This window comes from Pseudomonas sp. SCPG-7, assembly GCF_002156405.1.
Taxonomy (GTDB): Bacteria; Pseudomonadota; Gammaproteobacteria; order Pseudomonadales; family Pseudomonadaceae; genus Aquipseudomonas; species Aquipseudomonas parakoreensis.
Window position 1 is genome coordinate 286469 of the sequence record NZ_MVOO01000002.1, and the last position, 14949, is coordinate 301417.

Annotated in this window: 13 protein-coding genes; 2 read left to right on the forward strand and 11 right to left on the reverse strand. The window is 60.4% G+C overall.

The genetic code is table 11. From position 1 onward, the window contains the following. Positions 1 to 216 precede the first annotated feature (216 nt). Positions 217 to 1236, forward strand: coding sequence for an alpha/beta fold hydrolase (locus tag B1722_RS05640; RefSeq protein ID WP_086791766.1), 1020 nt, complete (start codon positions 217 to 219; stop codon positions 1234 to 1236). 91 nt (positions 1237 to 1327) lie between these two features. Here the strand turns inward: B1722_RS05640 and B1722_RS05645 are convergent, their stop codons facing one another. From B1722_RS05645 to B1722_RS05700, 11 genes are all read right to left on the reverse strand, one after another. Next, complete coding sequence (locus B1722_RS05645) at positions 1328 to 1657, reverse strand: GlpM family protein (protein ID WP_174376830.1); 330 nt, start codon at positions 1655 to 1657, stop codon at positions 1328 to 1330. An 8-nt stretch (positions 1658 to 1665) separates the two neighbouring features. Further along, positions 1666 to 2994 (reverse strand): sigma-54 dependent transcriptional regulator, encoded by a 1329-nt coding sequence (locus tag B1722_RS05650; RefSeq protein ID WP_086791768.1) that lies wholly within the window; start codon positions 2992 to 2994, stop codon positions 1666 to 1668. Continuing rightward, complete coding sequence (locus tag B1722_RS05655; protein ID WP_047296219.1) at positions 2991 to 4892, reverse strand: sensor histidine kinase; 1902 nt, start codon at positions 4890 to 4892, stop codon at positions 2991 to 2993. The genes B1722_RS05650 and B1722_RS05655 overlap by 4 nt, the downstream gene beginning before the upstream one ends. A 215-nt stretch (positions 4893 to 5107) precedes the next feature. Next, entirely contained in the window at positions 5108 to 5842 is a 735-nt protein-coding gene (locus B1722_RS05660) for an amino acid ABC transporter ATP-binding protein (RefSeq protein ID WP_041068333.1), read from the reverse strand. Next, the gene (locus tag B1722_RS05665; protein WP_041068335.1) at positions 5839 to 6510 is read right to left on the reverse strand and encodes an amino acid ABC transporter permease; all 672 of its coding nucleotides are present in this window, start codon (positions 6508 to 6510) and stop codon (positions 5839 to 5841) included. The genes B1722_RS05660 and B1722_RS05665 overlap by 4 nt, the downstream gene beginning before the upstream one ends. Continuing rightward, complete coding sequence (locus B1722_RS05670) at positions 6510 to 7256, reverse strand: amino acid ABC transporter permease (RefSeq protein ID WP_041068336.1); 747 nt, start codon at positions 7254 to 7256, stop codon at positions 6510 to 6512. Before B1722_RS05670 ends, B1722_RS05665 begins: the two co-directional genes overlap by 1 nt. Positions 7257 to 7447: 191 nt before the next feature. After that, complete coding sequence (locus B1722_RS05675) at positions 7448 to 8374, reverse strand: glutamate/aspartate ABC transporter substrate-binding protein (RefSeq protein WP_041068338.1); 927 nt, start codon at positions 8372 to 8374, stop codon at positions 7448 to 7450. A gap of 465 nt (positions 8375 to 8839) precedes the next feature. Further along, on the reverse strand, positions 8840 to 10375 hold the full coding sequence (glpD, locus tag B1722_RS05685) for a glycerol-3-phosphate dehydrogenase (protein ID WP_041068342.1): 1536 nt from the start codon (positions 10373 to 10375) through the stop codon (positions 8840 to 8842). Positions 10376 to 10621: 246 nt separating this feature from the next. After that, the gene (locus B1722_RS05690; RefSeq protein ID WP_007916700.1) at positions 10622 to 11377 is read right to left on the reverse strand and encodes a DeoR/GlpR family transcriptional regulator; all 756 of its coding nucleotides are present in this window, start codon (positions 11375 to 11377) and stop codon (positions 10622 to 10624) included. 238 nt (positions 11378 to 11615) lie between these two features. Next, positions 11616 to 13118 carry a glycerol kinase GlpK gene (gene glpK / locus B1722_RS05695; RefSeq protein WP_047296213.1) on the reverse strand — a complete coding sequence of 501 codons (1503 nt, stop codon included), beginning with the start codon at positions 13116 to 13118 and terminating at the stop codon, positions 11616 to 11618. Between the two features lie 78 nt (positions 13119 to 13196). Further along, positions 13197 to 14048, reverse strand: coding sequence for an MIP/aquaporin family protein (locus B1722_RS05700; RefSeq protein WP_041068350.1), 852 nt, complete (start codon positions 14046 to 14048; stop codon positions 13197 to 13199). A 362-nt stretch (positions 14049 to 14410) separates the two neighbouring features. Between B1722_RS05700 and ybaK the strand changes: the two genes are divergently transcribed. Then, positions 14411 to 14881 (forward strand): Cys-tRNA(Pro) deacylase, encoded by a 471-nt coding sequence (gene ybaK, locus B1722_RS05705; protein ID WP_041068352.1) that lies wholly within the window; start codon positions 14411 to 14413, stop codon positions 14879 to 14881. The last annotated feature ends 68 nt before the right edge of the window (positions 14882 to 14949 follow it).

The window sequence follows — 14949 nt, forward strand, 5'->3', positions numbered from 1 at the left end:
TATTAGAGGCGCGCTGTCACAAGCCCATGCGGTACATGGTTATCGCTGGGGAGTGGTTTTGTTGCAGAGGATGTATCGACCGTTCCGGCCTGATTCGTTGTCGGAGAATGACCGCTCGGAAAACTTCATCAAACTGTCACGCAACTGTGGCAGCGCGCTTGAACAAACTTCATCAGACTCGCGCTCTACTGGGGTTCTGCGTTTCGGTGTTTCTTCATGCGTTTATTTTTTCTGTTGGCCGCGCTGTTGTTCGGCCTGCCGTCGATGGCGGCTTCGCGTTGTGACGTCAATGTACCGACTGAACGGGTCGATCTGGCCCAGGTGAGCCTGGCGTACCAGAGCATCGGCCGTGCTTCGGATCCGGCGCTGTTGCTGGTCATGGGTTTGGGCGGCCAGTTGATTCACTGGCCGGACGAGGTGGTGGTTGCGCTGTGTCAGCAGGGTTTTCGGGTGATCCGCTATGACAACCGCGATGTCGGTCTGTCGACCTGGCGGCAGGCCCCGGCCGACGCCAACCTGACCTTTGAAGTGCTGCGCTACAAGCTCGGATTGCCGGTGTCGGCACCGTACTCGCTGAGCGACATGGCCGACGATGCGCTGGGGTTGATGGACGCGCTGCACATCGACCAGTTTCACGTGCTGGGTGCCAGCATGGGCGGGATGATCGCCCAGCACTTGGCGGCGATGGCGCCACAGCGGGTGGAAAGCCTGACACTGATCATGACCAGTTCCGGCGCCGAAGGTTTGCCGGCACCGAGTGCGGCGCTGGTGCAACTGCTGGCGCGGCGCGGCGCACCGAATCGCGAAGTGGCGCTGGAGCAGCAGGCCGATTTGCTGGCGGCGCTCGGTAGCCCGGCGGTTGCTGATGATCGGCAGGCGTTGCTGCATCAGGCAGCGGTGGCCTACGACCGGGCGTTCAACCCGGAAGGCGTGAAGCGCCAGATCATGGCGATCCTTGCCGAGCCGAGCCGGGTGACGTTGCTCAATCAACTGCGGGTGCCGACCCTGGTGGTGCACGGCACGGCGGATCCGCTGTTGCCGGTGATGCACGGCGTGCATCTGGCGGCTCATATTCGTGGCAGTCAGTTGAAGCTGATTCCGGGGCTGGCCCATCGTTTTCAAGAGGCGTTCAAGGCGCCGTTGCTGGCGGCGGTGTTGCCGTATTTGCAAGCGCATCGTGAAGACACGTCGCACTGGGCGCAGATCGAGCCGGTGGCAAGCGGCAACCTGCTGTAGCTGAGGTTTTGACGGTGTTGACTCGGGCCTCTTCGCGAGCAAGCCCGCTCCTACGTTTGCAATGCGGTTCCCTTGTGGGCGCGGACTGTGATCAGCTGTGCAGGCGTACCCACACCGAGACCAGCACGGTCGCCGCGATCAACCACGCGACCACCGCCACCGCCAGTGACGTCTCCAGGCGCATGCGGTCGACCATCACGTACAGCGTCGCCAGATAGATGAAGTAGGGAATGATCGACCACATGCCGAACACGATGGTCGCCTTCAGATCATCGACCGAACGGCCCTTGCCGACGATGTAGTGGGCAATCAGCGCGAAGGTCGGAAACAGCGGCACCAGCCCGGCGATGTAATAGTTTTTGGTCTTCGACAGCGCGGCGAGAATCAACACCACTGCTGCGCCGAGGGCGGCTTTGAGAATCAGATCCATCAGTGGCTCAATCCGTATTTTTTCACTTTGTCGAACAGCGTGGTCTTGGCCATGCCCAGCTCCAGACTGGCTTGAGTCAGGTTGCCGCCGCTGCGTTGCAAGGCATCGTTGAGCAGATTGCGCTCGAAGGCTTCCACCGCTTCGGCGAACGCCAGCCCCTGACCGCCGCCGCTGGCGCCGGACTTCTTGAACGCCGGCAGGCCGAGGGCAAAGCGCTCGGCGACGTTACGCAGTTCGCGCACGTTGCCCGGCCAGTCGTGGCTCATCAGGTTTGACAGGGTCTGGTTGTCCAGCTCGGGCAACGCGCGGTCGAAACGCAGCGCCGACTGCTGGGTGAAGTGTTCGAACAGTTGCAGGATGTCCTCGCGGCGCTCGCGCAGCGGCGGCAGTTCCAGCGTCACCACGTTGAGGCGGTAGTACAAGTCGCTGCGAAACTCGCCGGCCTTGCTCGCTTCGTCGAGGTCGGATTTGGTCGCCGCAATCACCCGGCAATCCACCGCCACGCTCTGGTTCGAGCCGAGGCGTTCGAGGGTGCGTTCCTGCAACACGCGCAGCAGTTTGATCTGCAACGGCAGTGGCATGCTTTCCACTTCATCGAGGAACAGCGTGCCGCCGTCGGCGTGTTCGATCTTGCCGATACGCCGTTTGCCGGCGCCGGTGAAGGCGTTGGCTTCGTGGCCGAAAATCTCGCTTTCGAACAGGTTCTCCGGCAGGCCGCCACAGTTCAGCGCGACGAATTGCTTGGTGTGGCGGCGGCTGAAATCGTGCAGGCAACGGGCGACCAGTTCCTTGCCGGTGCCGGTCTCGCCTTCGATCAGCACGTTGGCCGAGGTGTCGGCGACGTTGGCGATCAGCTCGCGCAAGTTCTGCATCGCGGTGGAACGACCGATGATCCGGCCTTCGAGGGAGTCGCGTTCGGCCAGTTGCCGACGCAGCGACGAGACTTCGCGGGCGAGGCTGCGTTGCTCCAGTGCGCGGCGGGCGACGTCGACCAGACGCTCCGGCGAGAACGGTTTCTCCATGAAATCGTAGGCGCCTTTCTGCATCGCACCGACTGCCATTGAGATGTCACCATGACCGGTGATCAGCACCACCGGCAGACTGCGGTCGCGTTGCTTGAGGCGGGTCAACAGTTCCAGGCCATCGATGCCCGGCAGGCGGATGTCGCTGATGACGATGCCGGCGAAGTTGTCGCCAACCTGCTCCAGCGCTTCTTCGGCACTGCCGACACCGATGCAGGGAATGTCTTCCAGGGTCAGTGCCTGCTGGCAGCCGAGCAGCACATGGGGGTCGTCTTCGACGATCAGCACACTAAGGTCGTGGTTCATATTGGCTCGGCAGGAGTAGGGCTTACCAACGGTAAACTGAGGACGAAGGTGGTGCCACCGCTGGCCGGATGTTCGACACCCAGGTGCCCGCCGGTGGCGGCAGCGAGGCTGGCGGAGAGGGTCAGGCCGAGGCCCAGGCCCTGTTCGCCGGGTTTGGTGGTGAAGAACGGCTCGAACAGATGCTTGCGCGCCTCGGCATCGACGCCGTGGCCGTTGTCGCGCACCCGCAGACGATATTTGCCGTTGAACTCTTCACCCTCCAGCCACAGTTCCGGCTGCGGCTGCGCCTGCATGGCGTCGAGGGCATTGCCGATCAGGTTGACCAGAATCTGTTCGAGGCGGGTCTGGTCGATCTGCACTTGCACGTCGATGAATTGCCGATGCAGTTGCAGTGACGCGCTCTCGACCCTGGCACCCAGCACCTGCAGCGCGGCGTCCACCGCTTTGCCGAGACTGGCCTGGCCCTTGTCGTCCCCGCGTCGGGCGAACGAGCGCAGGCTGGCAGTGATTCGGCCCATGCGGTCGATCAGGTCGTTGATGGTCTTGAGGTTGGTGCTGGCGACGTCGAGCTGGCCGCGTTCGAGGAACCGAATGGTGTTGCCAGAGAGGGTGCGCATCGCCGCCAGCGGCTGGTTCAATTCGTGGGCAATGCTGGTCGACATCTGGCCGATGGCTGCGAGTTTGCCGGCCTGCACCAGTTCGTCCTGAGCGCGGCGCAGGGTTTCTTCGGCCTGCCGTCGTTCGCGGATCTGGCTCTTGAGGCGTTCGTTGCTGGCGCGCAGGTCGCCGGTGCGTTCGGTAATCCGTCGTTCGAGTTGACTGTTGGCTTCCTGCAAGGCTTCGCGAGCGGCGAGGCGGGTGGCGATGACCTTGCGCCGCTCGTTCCAGGCAATCAGCAGGAACGCCACCAGAGCGAACGCCACCGCCACCAGAATGCCTTGGTTGATCGCTTCACGGCGCAGGTCCTGCAACGGCGTGAGCAAGGTGAAATTCCACGGTGTGTCGCTCAGTGGCCGGGTCTGAGCCAGATAGCTGATGCTGTCGTCATCGGCGCTCACTTCGCTGTTGGCGGGGAAGGTCAGTTTCTCTACGCCTTCGGCCAGGGTTTCGCGGGCCAGTGGTTGCAGTTCGTTGAGCGGGAACCAGTAATACTGCAGGCTGCGCGCGAGCTTCTCTTTGGTTTCATCGCTCAGCGGAACCACCGATTTCAGGCGCCGCGCCGGATCGCTGGAAAGAATGATGATGCCGTTCTCGTCGCTGACGAAGGCTTCCAGACGGGCGCGCTGCCAGCGCTCTTCCAGGGCTTCGAGACGCACTTTGACCACGGCGACGCCAATGATCTTGCCGTGCTCTTCCAGGCCGTGGGCCAGGTAGTAACCGGGTTCGCCGCTGGTGCTGCCGATGCCGTAGAAACGTCCGGGCTCGCCGCGCACGGCTTTCTGGAAATAGGCGCGGAACGACAGGTCTTCACCGAGGTAACTGTCGACGTCGCGCCAGTTGCTGGTGGCCATCACGCGGCCGGTGGTGTCCATGACATAGATGGCCCGACTGCGGCTGCGCCGGTTCAGGCCTTCAAGGTAAGCATTGACCGTTTGCCGGTGTTCCGGGGTTGGATCGGCCAGCAATTGCGGGACGCTGGTTTCCAGTTCCAGCAGGCTGGGCAGGTAGGTGTATTTGCTGATCTCGCTTTCGACGGTGCGCGCGTGCAGTTCAAGCTGGCGCTGGCCGTTTTCGCTGAGGCTGCGGATGCCGAAATGTTCACTGGTCCAGAAACCGGCGTAACCCAGTCCGATCATCAGCACGATGATCAGCGGCGGCAGAAACAGATGGCGAATCAGACGAGGCTTCACGGCAAGTGATGGCGGCGCTGCGCGATAGAGATTGGGGTCGCATTTCATCACAGTTGCCTTGGGTCAACCAGCATGGCTAACAGCATCCTGGTTTGTTCGAGCGCGGAACCTGTGGCGAGGGAGCTTGCTCCCGCTCGGCTGCCAAGCAGTCGTAAATCCATTCAATGCGGTGTTTCAGATGGATCGCATTGGCAGGTTTTGGGGTCGCTGCGCGACCCAGCGGGAGCAAGCTCCCTCGCCACAAGGGCAAATCGGTCGTGCTTTTAGTGCTGCAGGATTTTCTCGAGGAAATGCTGCGCGCGTTCGGAGCGTTGGCTGATGTCGCCAAAGAACTCTTCTTTCTTGCAGTCTTCGATGATCTTGCCGGCATCCATGAAAATCACGCGGTCAGCCACTTTGCGGGCGAAGCCCATTTCGTGGGTTACGCACATCATGGTCATGCCTTCCTGGGCCAGTTGCACCATCACGTCGAGCACTTCGTTGACCATTTCCGGATCGAGCGCCGAGGTCGGTTCGTCGAACAGCATGACGATCGGGTCCATCGCCAGCGCACGGGCAATCGCCACACGCTGCTGCTGACCGCCGGACAGTTGCCCCGGGTGCTTGTGGGCATGCGCCGACAGGCCAACGCGTTCCAGCAGTTGCAGACCTTTTTTGGTCGCTTCTTCCTTGCTGCGGCCCAATACCTTGATCTGCGCAATGGTCAGGTTTTCGGTAATGGTCAGGTGCGGGAACAGCTCGAAATGCTGGAACACCATGCCGACGCGCGAGCGCAGTTTCGGCAGGTTGGTCTTCGGGTCGGCAATCGAGGTGCCATCGACGACGATGTCGCCTTTCTGGAACGGCTCCAGCGCGTTGACGCATTTGATCAGGGTCGACTTGCCCGAGCCCGACGGGCCGCAGACCACGATCACTTCGCCTTTCTTGACCTCGGTGCTGCAATCAGTCAGCACCTGGAAGTCGCCATACCACTTGTTGATGTTCTTGATGGAGATCATACGGCAAACCTTTTTTGCAGACGCTTGACCAGCAGCGAGGCGGAAAAGCTGATGATGAAGTAAACGACACCGGCAAAGATCAGGAACTCGTTGGAACGACCGATGATGTCGCCGCTGGAGCGGGCGGAGTTGAGGAAGTCCACCAGGCCCACGGTGTAGACCAGCGAGGTGTCCTGGAACAGGATGATTGACTGTTGCAGCAGCAACGGGGTCATCTTGCGGAACGCCTGGGGCAGGATGATCAGACGCATGGTCTGGCCATAGGTCATGCCCATCGCCTGCGCGGCGGCCATCTGGCCTTTGGGGATCGACTGCACGCCGGCCCGGACGATTTCACAGAAGTACGCGGCTTCGAACATCATGAAGGCCACGACGCAGGAGGTGAACGCGCCGATCGGGGTGTCTTCGCCGGTGATCCAGCGCAGCACGAACGGTACCGCGAGGTAGAACCAGGTGATCACCAGCAGCAGCGGGATCGAGCGGAAATAGTTCACATAGGCGCCGGCCACGCGGGACAGCAGTTTGCTGGACGACAGGCGCATCAGCGCGAGGATCGTACCGAGCACGATGCCGCCGACCACGCCCATGACCATCAGCTTCAAGGTCATGAGCATGCCGTTCCACAGGCCCGGGATCGCGGGGATGATGCCGCTGAAATCGAAGTCCATTATTTACCCCCCACGGAGATCAGGCCGGGCACCGCGACTTTCTTCTCGACCATGCGCATCAGCAGCATCAGGCTCATGTTCAGGGTGAAGTAGATCAGCGTGGCCAGGGTGAACGCTTCAAACAGGTTGGCCGAGAATTCGGCGGTCTGTTTGGTTTGCGCCAGCAGTTCCATCAGGCCGATCAGGGACGCCACGGAGGAGTTCTTGAAGACGTTGAGGAATTCCGAGGTCAGCGGCGGAATGATGATGCGGTAGGCCTGGGGCAGCAGCACGTTCCAGTAGATCTGCGGCAGCTTGAAACCCATGGCGCGGGCAGCGGATTCCTGGCCCCGTGGCAGCGCCTGGATACCGGTGCGCACTTGCTCGCAGACCCGGGCGGCGGTGAATAGGCCCAGGCACACGACGACGCTCAGGTAGGCCGAGGTGGTCGGGTTCAGATCCTGTTTGTACCAGTCCTGCAGGTTTTGCGGCAGCAGGTCGGGCACCAGGAAGTACCAGATGAACAGCTGAACCAGCAGCGGCACGTTGCGAAACAGCTCGACGTAGCACGTCGCGATGCCCGACACGAGGCGGCTCGGCACGGTGCGCATGACCCCCAGAATGGAGCCCAGCAGCAAAGCGATGATCCAGGCCACGACGGCGATGGCGATGGTCCAGCCCAGACCGGAGATGAACCAGTCGAGATACGTCTCGCTGCCCACGCCGGTGGACTTGAAGAACACGCCCCAGTCCCAGTTGTAATTCATTAGGGTCTCCCCTCGAAATCGATCGATGTACAAGCACCCGCTTGGGGAAGATCCTTTCCCGTCCGACGTTGAACGTCGGGCACACGCGATCGGCTCGGAAACCGCCTGGTCGAGTGTTCCACAGTAAAGCCAGCAGGTAGTAACAGACGTCTGAGGGAGGTTGCTCCCTCAGACGACAGGTTAGTCAGGAATCAGATTTTTACGTCAGGCGCAGGCTTGTCGCTCGGATTGGCGATCAGCTCTTTCACCTTGTCGCTCATCGGGAAGTTGAGGTTCAGGCCTTTCGGTGGGATCGGGCTTTCGAACCACTTGCTGTAGATCTTGTTGATCTCGCCGGACTTGAACAGGCCGACGATGGCGTCATCCACCGCTTTCTTGAACGCCGGGTCGTCCTTACGCACCATGCACGCGTAGGCTTCGAAGGACTGTGGCGTACCGGTGATGACCCAGTCAGTCGGCTTCTTGGCCTTGGCTTCTTCACCGGCCAGCAGGGCGTCGTCCATCATGAAGGCAACGGCGCGGCCGCTTTCCAGCATGTTGAAGGATTCGCCGTGGTCCTTGGCGGAGATGATGTTCATGCCCATCTGCTTGTCGGCGTTCATCGCTTTGATGATGCGCTCGGACGTGGTGCCGGCGGTGGTCACGACGTTTTTGCCCTTGAGGTCGGCGAAGTCTTTGTAGGACGGGTTGCCATCCTTGTCTTTCTTGACCAGCAGACGGGTGCCGATTTCGAAGATGTTGACGGTGAAGTCGACCTGTTGGGCGCGTTCGGCGTTGTTGGTGGTCGAGCCGCACTCGATATCCGCGGTGCCGTTCTGGATCAGCGGGATACGGGTTTGCGAGGTCACCAGGTTGTACTTGACCTGCAGGTCTGGCTTGTTCAGGTCTTTTTTCAGGGCTTCAACGATGGCCACTTGAATGTCGTGGGAGTAGCCCACTGGCTTGCCGGAAGCATCCGCGATGTAGGAAAACGGGATGGAGCTGTCGCGGTGAGCGAGGGTGATGGTGCCGGAATCGTTGATTTTCTTCAGGGTGCCGGTGAGTTCGGCGGCGAAAACTGGTGTGCTGATCAGAGCGGCCGCAATGGCTGCGCCCAGGATAGGGGGAACGATGCGCATCAAATTTTCCTCGAATTGTTTTTTTTATGGGGCCAGTTCGTCGGCCCTTTTGTGCTTCGAATGCCTGACGGCTCCTGAAGTGTTGGCACGGCAGGCATTCGTCGAGAGAGTGTAGAGCATGAGTCGTGCCAGACCAGTTGTAGTGGGTCAACTGATTGATTAATAAGGAAATTAAAGTTTTTGGTTAATGTTTTTGGCTGAAATTGATCCGGTTATCCGAATCGACCAGGAGGTCGCGTTCGGAAAACCGAACGATCTATCGTCGGTTGTTTTCCGCAGCGCGACCTTTGTGGCGAGGGAGCTTGCTCCCGCTGGAATGCGCAGCAGGCCCGCTTTTATGAATGGGGCCGCTACGCGACCCAGCGGGAGCAAGCTCCCTCGCCACAGGTAAAGTGGCCGGCCCGGATAAACAAAAAAGCCCCTGAATCGTGAGATTCAGGGGCTTCGTTTCAAGCGCTGTAAACGTCAGGCCGCTTCAATCTTGCGGTTCTGCTCGACCTTGCCCAGGTAGGCCGCCAGTTTCTCCTGCTCGGCCGGGGTGGTGAACAGGCCCAGTTTGCTGCGGCGCCACAAAATGTCGTGCGCCGTGGTCGCCCATTCTTCGCTGCACAGGTAGTCAACCTCGCGAGTGTAGAGCCCGCCACCAATGTGTTCGCCCATGTCGGCGAGGGTTTCCACGCCTTCGAGCATGCGCCAGGTGCGGCTGCCGTAGGTGGTGGCCCAGCGGCGGGCGATTTCGCTCGGGACGAAGTCGAACTTGTCGCGGATCTGTGCGCTCAAGGCTTGTGGGGTGGTCATGTCTTCGCCGCCGGGCAGGGTCGCGGTAGCGGTCCAGCTCGGGCGCATCTGGGTGAAGTACGGCATCAACTGGGCCATCGCCGACTCTGCGAGCTTGCGGTAGGTGGTCAGCTTGCCGCCGAACACCGACAGCAGCGGTGCCTCTTCGCCGCCGCCAGACAGGGCCAGGGTGTAGTCGCGGGTTACGGCCGACGGGTTGTCGGATTCGTCATTGCACAGCGGGCGCACGCCCGAGTAGCTGTGCTGGATGTCGTCGCGGCTGATCTGCTTCTTGAAGTGGGCGTTGACCACTTTCAGCAGGTAATCGGTTTCGCCGTCGGTGATTGCCACTTTCGCCGGGTCGCCGGTGTACTCACGGTCGGTGGTGCCGATCAGAGTGAAGTGGTTCAGGTACGGAATAGTGAAAACGATGCGCTGATCTTCGTTTTGCAGGATATGCGCGTGATCGCCTTCGTACAGCTTCGGCACAATGATGTGGCTGCCCTGAATCAGGCGAATGCCGTACGGCGATTCCATCTTCAGGTCGTCACGGATGAACTTGGCGACCCATGGACCGGCGGCGTTCACCAGCGCTTTGGCGGTGATCGAAAACAGGCTGCCATCGGCGCGTTCCAGGTTCAGGTACCACAGGCCCTTGGCGCGGCGGGCGCTGACGCAACGGGTCTGGGTGTGAATGTGCGCGCCGTGTTCACGGGCAGCCATCGCATTCAACACAACGAGGCGGGCGTCGTCGACCCAGCAGTCGGAGTATTCGAAGCCTTTCTTGATTTCGCTTTTCAGTGCGCTGTCGGCGCTGAACTTCAGGCTTTTCGAACCTGGCAGCTTTTCGCGCTTGCCGAGGTTGTCATAAAGGAACAGGCCCGCGCGGATCATCCACGCCGGACGCAGGTGCGGGCGGTGCGGCAGCACGAAACGCATCGGCTTGACGATGTGCGGCGCCTTGGCCAGCAGCACTTCGCGCTCGGCCAGTGCTTCACGCACCAGACGAAATTCGTAATGTTCGAGGTAGCGCAGGCCACCGTGGATCAGCTTGCTGCTGGCCGACGAAGTGTGGCTGGCCAGGTCATCCTTTTCGCAAAGGAACACCGAAAGACCGCGACCGGCGGCATCCGCTGCAATCCCCACGCCATTGATCCCGCCGCCAATCACGGCAACATCATAGATCTCGGCAATCGGGGGCGTACGCAAGGTAGAGGTGGACATCGGCTGGCCTCGGGCTCTTTTGATTTTCTGTCTTGGAAATCGAACATAAATGTTCATTTGCGAAAATGGTAGCCCATAAAGACGCGCGCAGCCAGTCGCCTTCGATTGAAAAAACTCATCGAAGGGCGGCTAAAAGAAAATATTCGAACATTAAAAGCAAAAAGATCGCAGCCTTCGGCAGCTCCTACAGGTCAAATGGATCCATGTAGGAGCTGCCGAAGGCTGCGATCTTTTGATCTTGGGGGATTAAACGACTTCCAGGCGAATCTTGTGCTGGCTCAGCAATTGCGCCAGTGCCGGCACCGGCTGCTGATCGGTCACCAGGCAGTCGATCAGGCTGATCGGACCGAGACGGATCATCGCGTTACGCCCGAACTTGCTCGAGTCCGCCGCCAGAATCACCTGCCGCGCGTTGGCGATGATCGCTTGCGACACGCGCACTTCCTGATAATCGAAGTCGAGCAGGCTGCCGTCTTCGTCGATGCCGCTGATGCCCACCAGCGCAAAATCGACCTTGAACTGATTGATGAAGTCCACGCTCGCCTGACCGACCACGCCGCCGTCACGGCGCACGTTGCCGCCGGTCAGCAGCACATCGAAATCATCCTTGGCACTGAGCATCGAGGCGACGTGCAGGTTGTTGGTGATGATCTTCAAATGGTTGTGATTGAGCAGGGCGCGGGCAATCGATTCGGTGGTGGTGCCGATGTTGATGAACAGCGAGGCGTGATCGGGGATCTGCGCGGCGATGGCTTCACCGATGCGTTGTTTTTCGTCGCGCATCTGATCGGCGCGCATCGCATAGGCGGTGTTTTCGACGCTGGAATCGTAGGCCGCGCCGCCATGGTAGCGACGCAACAGATTGGCTTCCGCGAGCTGATTGATGTCGCGGCGGATGGTTTGCGGGGTCACAACGAACAGCGTGGCCATTTCCTCGATGCTCACATAGCCGCGTTCGCGGACCAGCTCGAGGATTTGCTGCTGACGGGGAGGCAGATTCATGGGGCTTCCTTTGGGCTGCCGTGCAAAATTTGCCCATGATGACGCAGGAATCTCCTCCCGACCAGTTTCCAAACAACGTGAAAGCTACTGCGCTCGGCAATCCTGCGTTAAAAACAGGCTCGGACTGCTCATTTACAAACCCGTAAACTCCGCGTCCTCGCCTGTTTTTGCCTTGTCTTGCCTTCGCTCGCTACGCTTTCACGCTGTTTGGACAGCTTAAGTCAGTCTTCAGACTGGCTTATTCAGCGTCTTCACGCGCCCAGTCACGGGTGCGGCTGACGGCTTTTTTCCAGCCTTTGTACAGTTTCTCTTTCTCGACTTCGTCCAGGCTCGGTTCGAACTCGCGCTCGATTACCGCTTTGCCGCGCAGTTCTTCCAGGCTGCCCCAGAAACCGCACGCCAGACCGGCCAGATACGCCGCGCCCAGTGCCGTGGTTTCGCGCATTTGCGGGCGCTCGACCTGGGTGCCGAGGATGTCGGCCTGGAACTGCATGAGGAAGTTGTTGGCGACCGCGCCGCCGTCCACGCGCAGGGCCTTGAGGCGTTCGCCGGAGTCCTGTTGCATGGCGTCGAGCACATCGCGGGTCTGGTAGGCGATCGACTCCAGCGCGGCACGGATGATGTGATCCACGCGCACGCCGCGCGTCAGGCCGAACAGTGCGCCACGGGCATACGGGTCCCAGTACGGAGCGCCCAGACCGGTGAACGCCGGTACCAGGTACACGCCGTTGCTGTCCTTCACTTTGTTGGCGAAGTATTCGGTGTCGTGAGCGTCGTTGACGATCTTCAGTTCATCGCGCAGCCACTGCACGGTCGAGCCACCGTTGAAAACTGCGCCTTCCAGGGCGTAAGCCACTTCGCCACGCGGGCCGCAAGCGATGGTGGTGAGCATGCCGTGCTGCGATTTCACCGCTTTGTCGCCGGTGTTCATCAGCAGGAAGCAGCCAGTGCCGTAGGTGTTTTTTGCCTGGCCCGGCTCGACGCACATCTGGCCGAACAGTGCCGCTTGCTGGTCACCGGCGATACCGCCGATGGCGATGCCGCTCTTGGTGCGACCGTAGATTTCCGAAGACGCTTTCACTTCCGGGAGCATCTCGCGCGGGATGTCGAGGATTTCCAGCATCTTCGAATCCCACTCCAGCGAGTGGATGTTGAAGAGCATGGTGCGCGAGGCGTTGGTGTAGTCGGTGACGTGCACTTTGCCGCCGGTGAATTTCCAGATCAGCCAGCTGTCGACGGTGCCGAACAGCAGTTCGCCGTTGCGCGCACGTTCGCGGCTGCCTTCGACGTTGTCGAGGATCCACTTCAGCTTGGTGCCGGAGAAGTACGGGTCGGTGACCAGACCGGTGTTGTCGCGGATGTAGTCTTCATGGCCATCGCGCTTGAGCTGCTGGCAGATCTCGGTGCTGCGGCGGCACTGCCAGACGATGGCGTTGTACACCGGACGACCGGTGGTCTTGTCCCAGACCACCGTGGTTTCACGCTGGTTGGTGATACCGATGGCGGCGACCTGATCGTGATGCAGACCGGCCTGGGCCAGCGCTTCGACCATCACCGCGCTCTGGGTGGCAAAGATTTCCATCGGATCGTGTTCGACCCAACCGGCTTGCGGGTAATGCTGGGCGAATTCGCGCTGGGCGGTGCAGACCACGTTCGCGTCGCGGTCGAAGATGATCGCGCGGGAGCTGGTCGTACCCTGATCGAGGGCAATGATGTAGTTCTTATTCTGAATGTCGGTCATGTCGATTGCCTTGGACGAAATAAGGGAGAGTGGGCCGTGGCGCGGGTTCTAAATGGGCAGGAGCCCGCGCCGACTGTTTCAAGAAGTTCTTGGTTTGCCGTCAATGGCCGGTTCTGCATCCTTTGTAGCAGGTGTGGCGCCGTTCAGGTGACGGGCAATGAGCCCGCGATACCCGGCAGCGCCGAGGCAGGCACCGACAATCGGTGCAAAAATCGGTATCAGGAAGTACGGAATATCGCGGCCGCCAGTGAAGGAAATTTCACCCCAGCCGGCGAAGAAAGTCATCAGTTTCGGACCGAAGTCCCGTGCCGGGTTCATCGCAAAACCGGTCAGCGGTCCCATCGAACTGCCGATCACGGCAATCAGCAAACCGATCAGCAGCGGGGCCATCGGGCCTTTCGGCAGGCCGTTGTTGTCGTCGGTCAGGGCCATGATCACGCCCATCAGGATTGCGGTGATGATCATCTCGACCAGGAACGCCTGGGCGGTGGACAGCACTGGATTGGGGAACGTCGAGAACACCGAGGCCAGTTCGAGGCTGGCGGCCGTGCCACGCACCATGTGATGGGTTTGTTCGTAATCGAAGAACAGGTTGCTGTACAGCGTGTAAACCAACAGTGCGCCGCAGAAGGCGCCAGCGATCTGCGACAGGATATAGAACGGCAGTTTGCGCTTTTCGAAGTCGGCGAAAATGCTCAGGGCGATACTCACGGCAGGGTTCAGGTGCGCGCCGGAAACGCCGGCGGTCAGGTAGATCGCCATGCTCACGCCGACGCCCCAGATGATACTGATTTCCCACAGACCGAAGCTGGCGCCCGCGACTTTGAGCGCGGCGACACAGCCAGTGCCGAAAAAGATCAGAAGTGCAGTCCCCAGAAACTCGGCCAGGCATTGGCCGGAAAGCGATGGTTGCTGTAAAGCAGTTGTCATTGAAAACCTCGGTTTTTGTTGTTGTCTGGCGCGTTTGCCGTCAGGGCAAGGCGCGATTTTCCCCGGGGCAGGATCCCCATCCTGTTCCCGGTTTACTGCTGGGTGCTGCGGTGACGATAATTCTTACATTATTCAGATTCGAAAAAATATAGACAAGAAACAAACCTGTCAAAGGTCGAAAGTGAACCATCGGTCACAATTCAACTATCAACCTGCTGAATGGTCCTGCCGATGGCGGCGGCGATAGCCTGGCGGCTCGCGCGCAAAGCCCGGAAAACGGGGCCTGCGCTAGAGCCTTTTGCGCCGTGATGACCTAGAATCCGGCGCAGGATTTTTCTGTTGATGCCGAGCCTGGAGCTGCCATGACCCCTGCGTTGGACTTGTTGAAAAAAGTTCGTGCCGAACATCGCGTGCACAGTTACGAACATGACCCGAAGGCCGCGTCTTACGGGCTGGAGGCCGCAGAGAAACTGGCGCTGGAGCCGGCGCAGGTGTTCAAGACGTTGCTCGCTGCCAGCGAAAAAGGTGAACTGCTGGTGGCGGTGGTACCGGTCGTCGGAAGCCTTGATCTCAAGGGGCTCGCACACGCGGCGGGCGTGAAGAAAGTCGAAATGGCTGACCCGGCTGCGGCGCAGCGTTCCACCGGTTACCTGCTGGGCGGGATCAGTCCGCTGGGGCAGAAGAAGCGTCTGCGCACCTTCATCGATAACTCGGCTCAGGGTTTTGCGACTATTTATGTCAGTGCTGGCCGACGCGGCCTGGAGGTCGAGTTGGCGCCCGCCGTACTCGCCGAGCATACACAGGCCAAATTTGCCGACATCGGTCGGGTGTAACGCTGAATTCTGTATGAAGAAAATTGACCGGTTCTGTCACTGGCGCTGAACCGGCCCGCGCCGCATGC

What these genes read in the sequence shown, in the direction of transcription:
- B1722_RS05640 (WP_086791766.1), top strand. Translation starts at nt 217, where the DNA reads ATGCGTTTATTTTTTCTGTTGGCCGCGCTGTTGTTCGGCCTGCCGTCG.
- B1722_RS05650 (WP_086791768.1), bottom strand. Translation starts at nt 2,994, where the DNA reads ATGAACCACGACCTTAGTGTGCTGATCGTCGAAGACGACCCCCATGTG.
- B1722_RS05655 (WP_047296219.1), bottom strand. Translation starts at nt 4,892, where the DNA reads ATGAAATGCGACCCCAATCTCTATCGCGCAGCGCCGCCATCACTTGCC.
- B1722_RS05660 (WP_041068333.1), bottom strand. Translation starts at nt 5,842, where the DNA reads ATGATCTCCATCAAGAACATCAACAAGTGGTATGGCGACTTCCAGGTG.
- B1722_RS05665 (WP_041068335.1), bottom strand. Translation starts at nt 6,510, where the DNA reads ATGGACTTCGATTTCAGCGGCATCATCCCCGCGATCCCGGGCCTGTGG.
- B1722_RS05670 (WP_041068336.1), bottom strand. Translation starts at nt 7,256, where the DNA reads ATGAATTACAACTGGGACTGGGGCGTGTTCTTCAAGTCCACCGGCGTG.
- B1722_RS05675 (WP_041068338.1), bottom strand. Translation starts at nt 8,374, where the DNA reads ATGCGCATCGTTCCCCCTATCCTGGGCGCAGCCATTGCGGCCGCTCTG.
- glpD (WP_041068342.1), bottom strand. Translation starts at nt 10,375, where the DNA reads ATGTCCACCTCTACCTTGCGTACGCCCCCGATTGCCGAGATCTATGAT.
- B1722_RS05690 (WP_007916700.1), bottom strand. Translation starts at nt 11,377, where the DNA reads ATGAATCTGCCTCCCCGTCAGCAGCAAATCCTCGAGCTGGTCCGCGAA.
- glpK (WP_047296213.1), bottom strand. Translation starts at nt 13,118, where the DNA reads ATGACCGACATTCAGAATAAGAACTACATCATTGCCCTCGATCAGGGT.
- B1722_RS05700 (WP_041068350.1), bottom strand. Translation starts at nt 14,048, where the DNA reads ATGACAACTGCTTTACAGCAACCATCGCTTTCCGGCCAATGCCTGGCC.
- ybaK (WP_041068352.1), top strand. Translation starts at nt 14,411, where the DNA reads ATGACCCCTGCGTTGGACTTGTTGAAAAAAGTTCGTGCCGAACATCGC.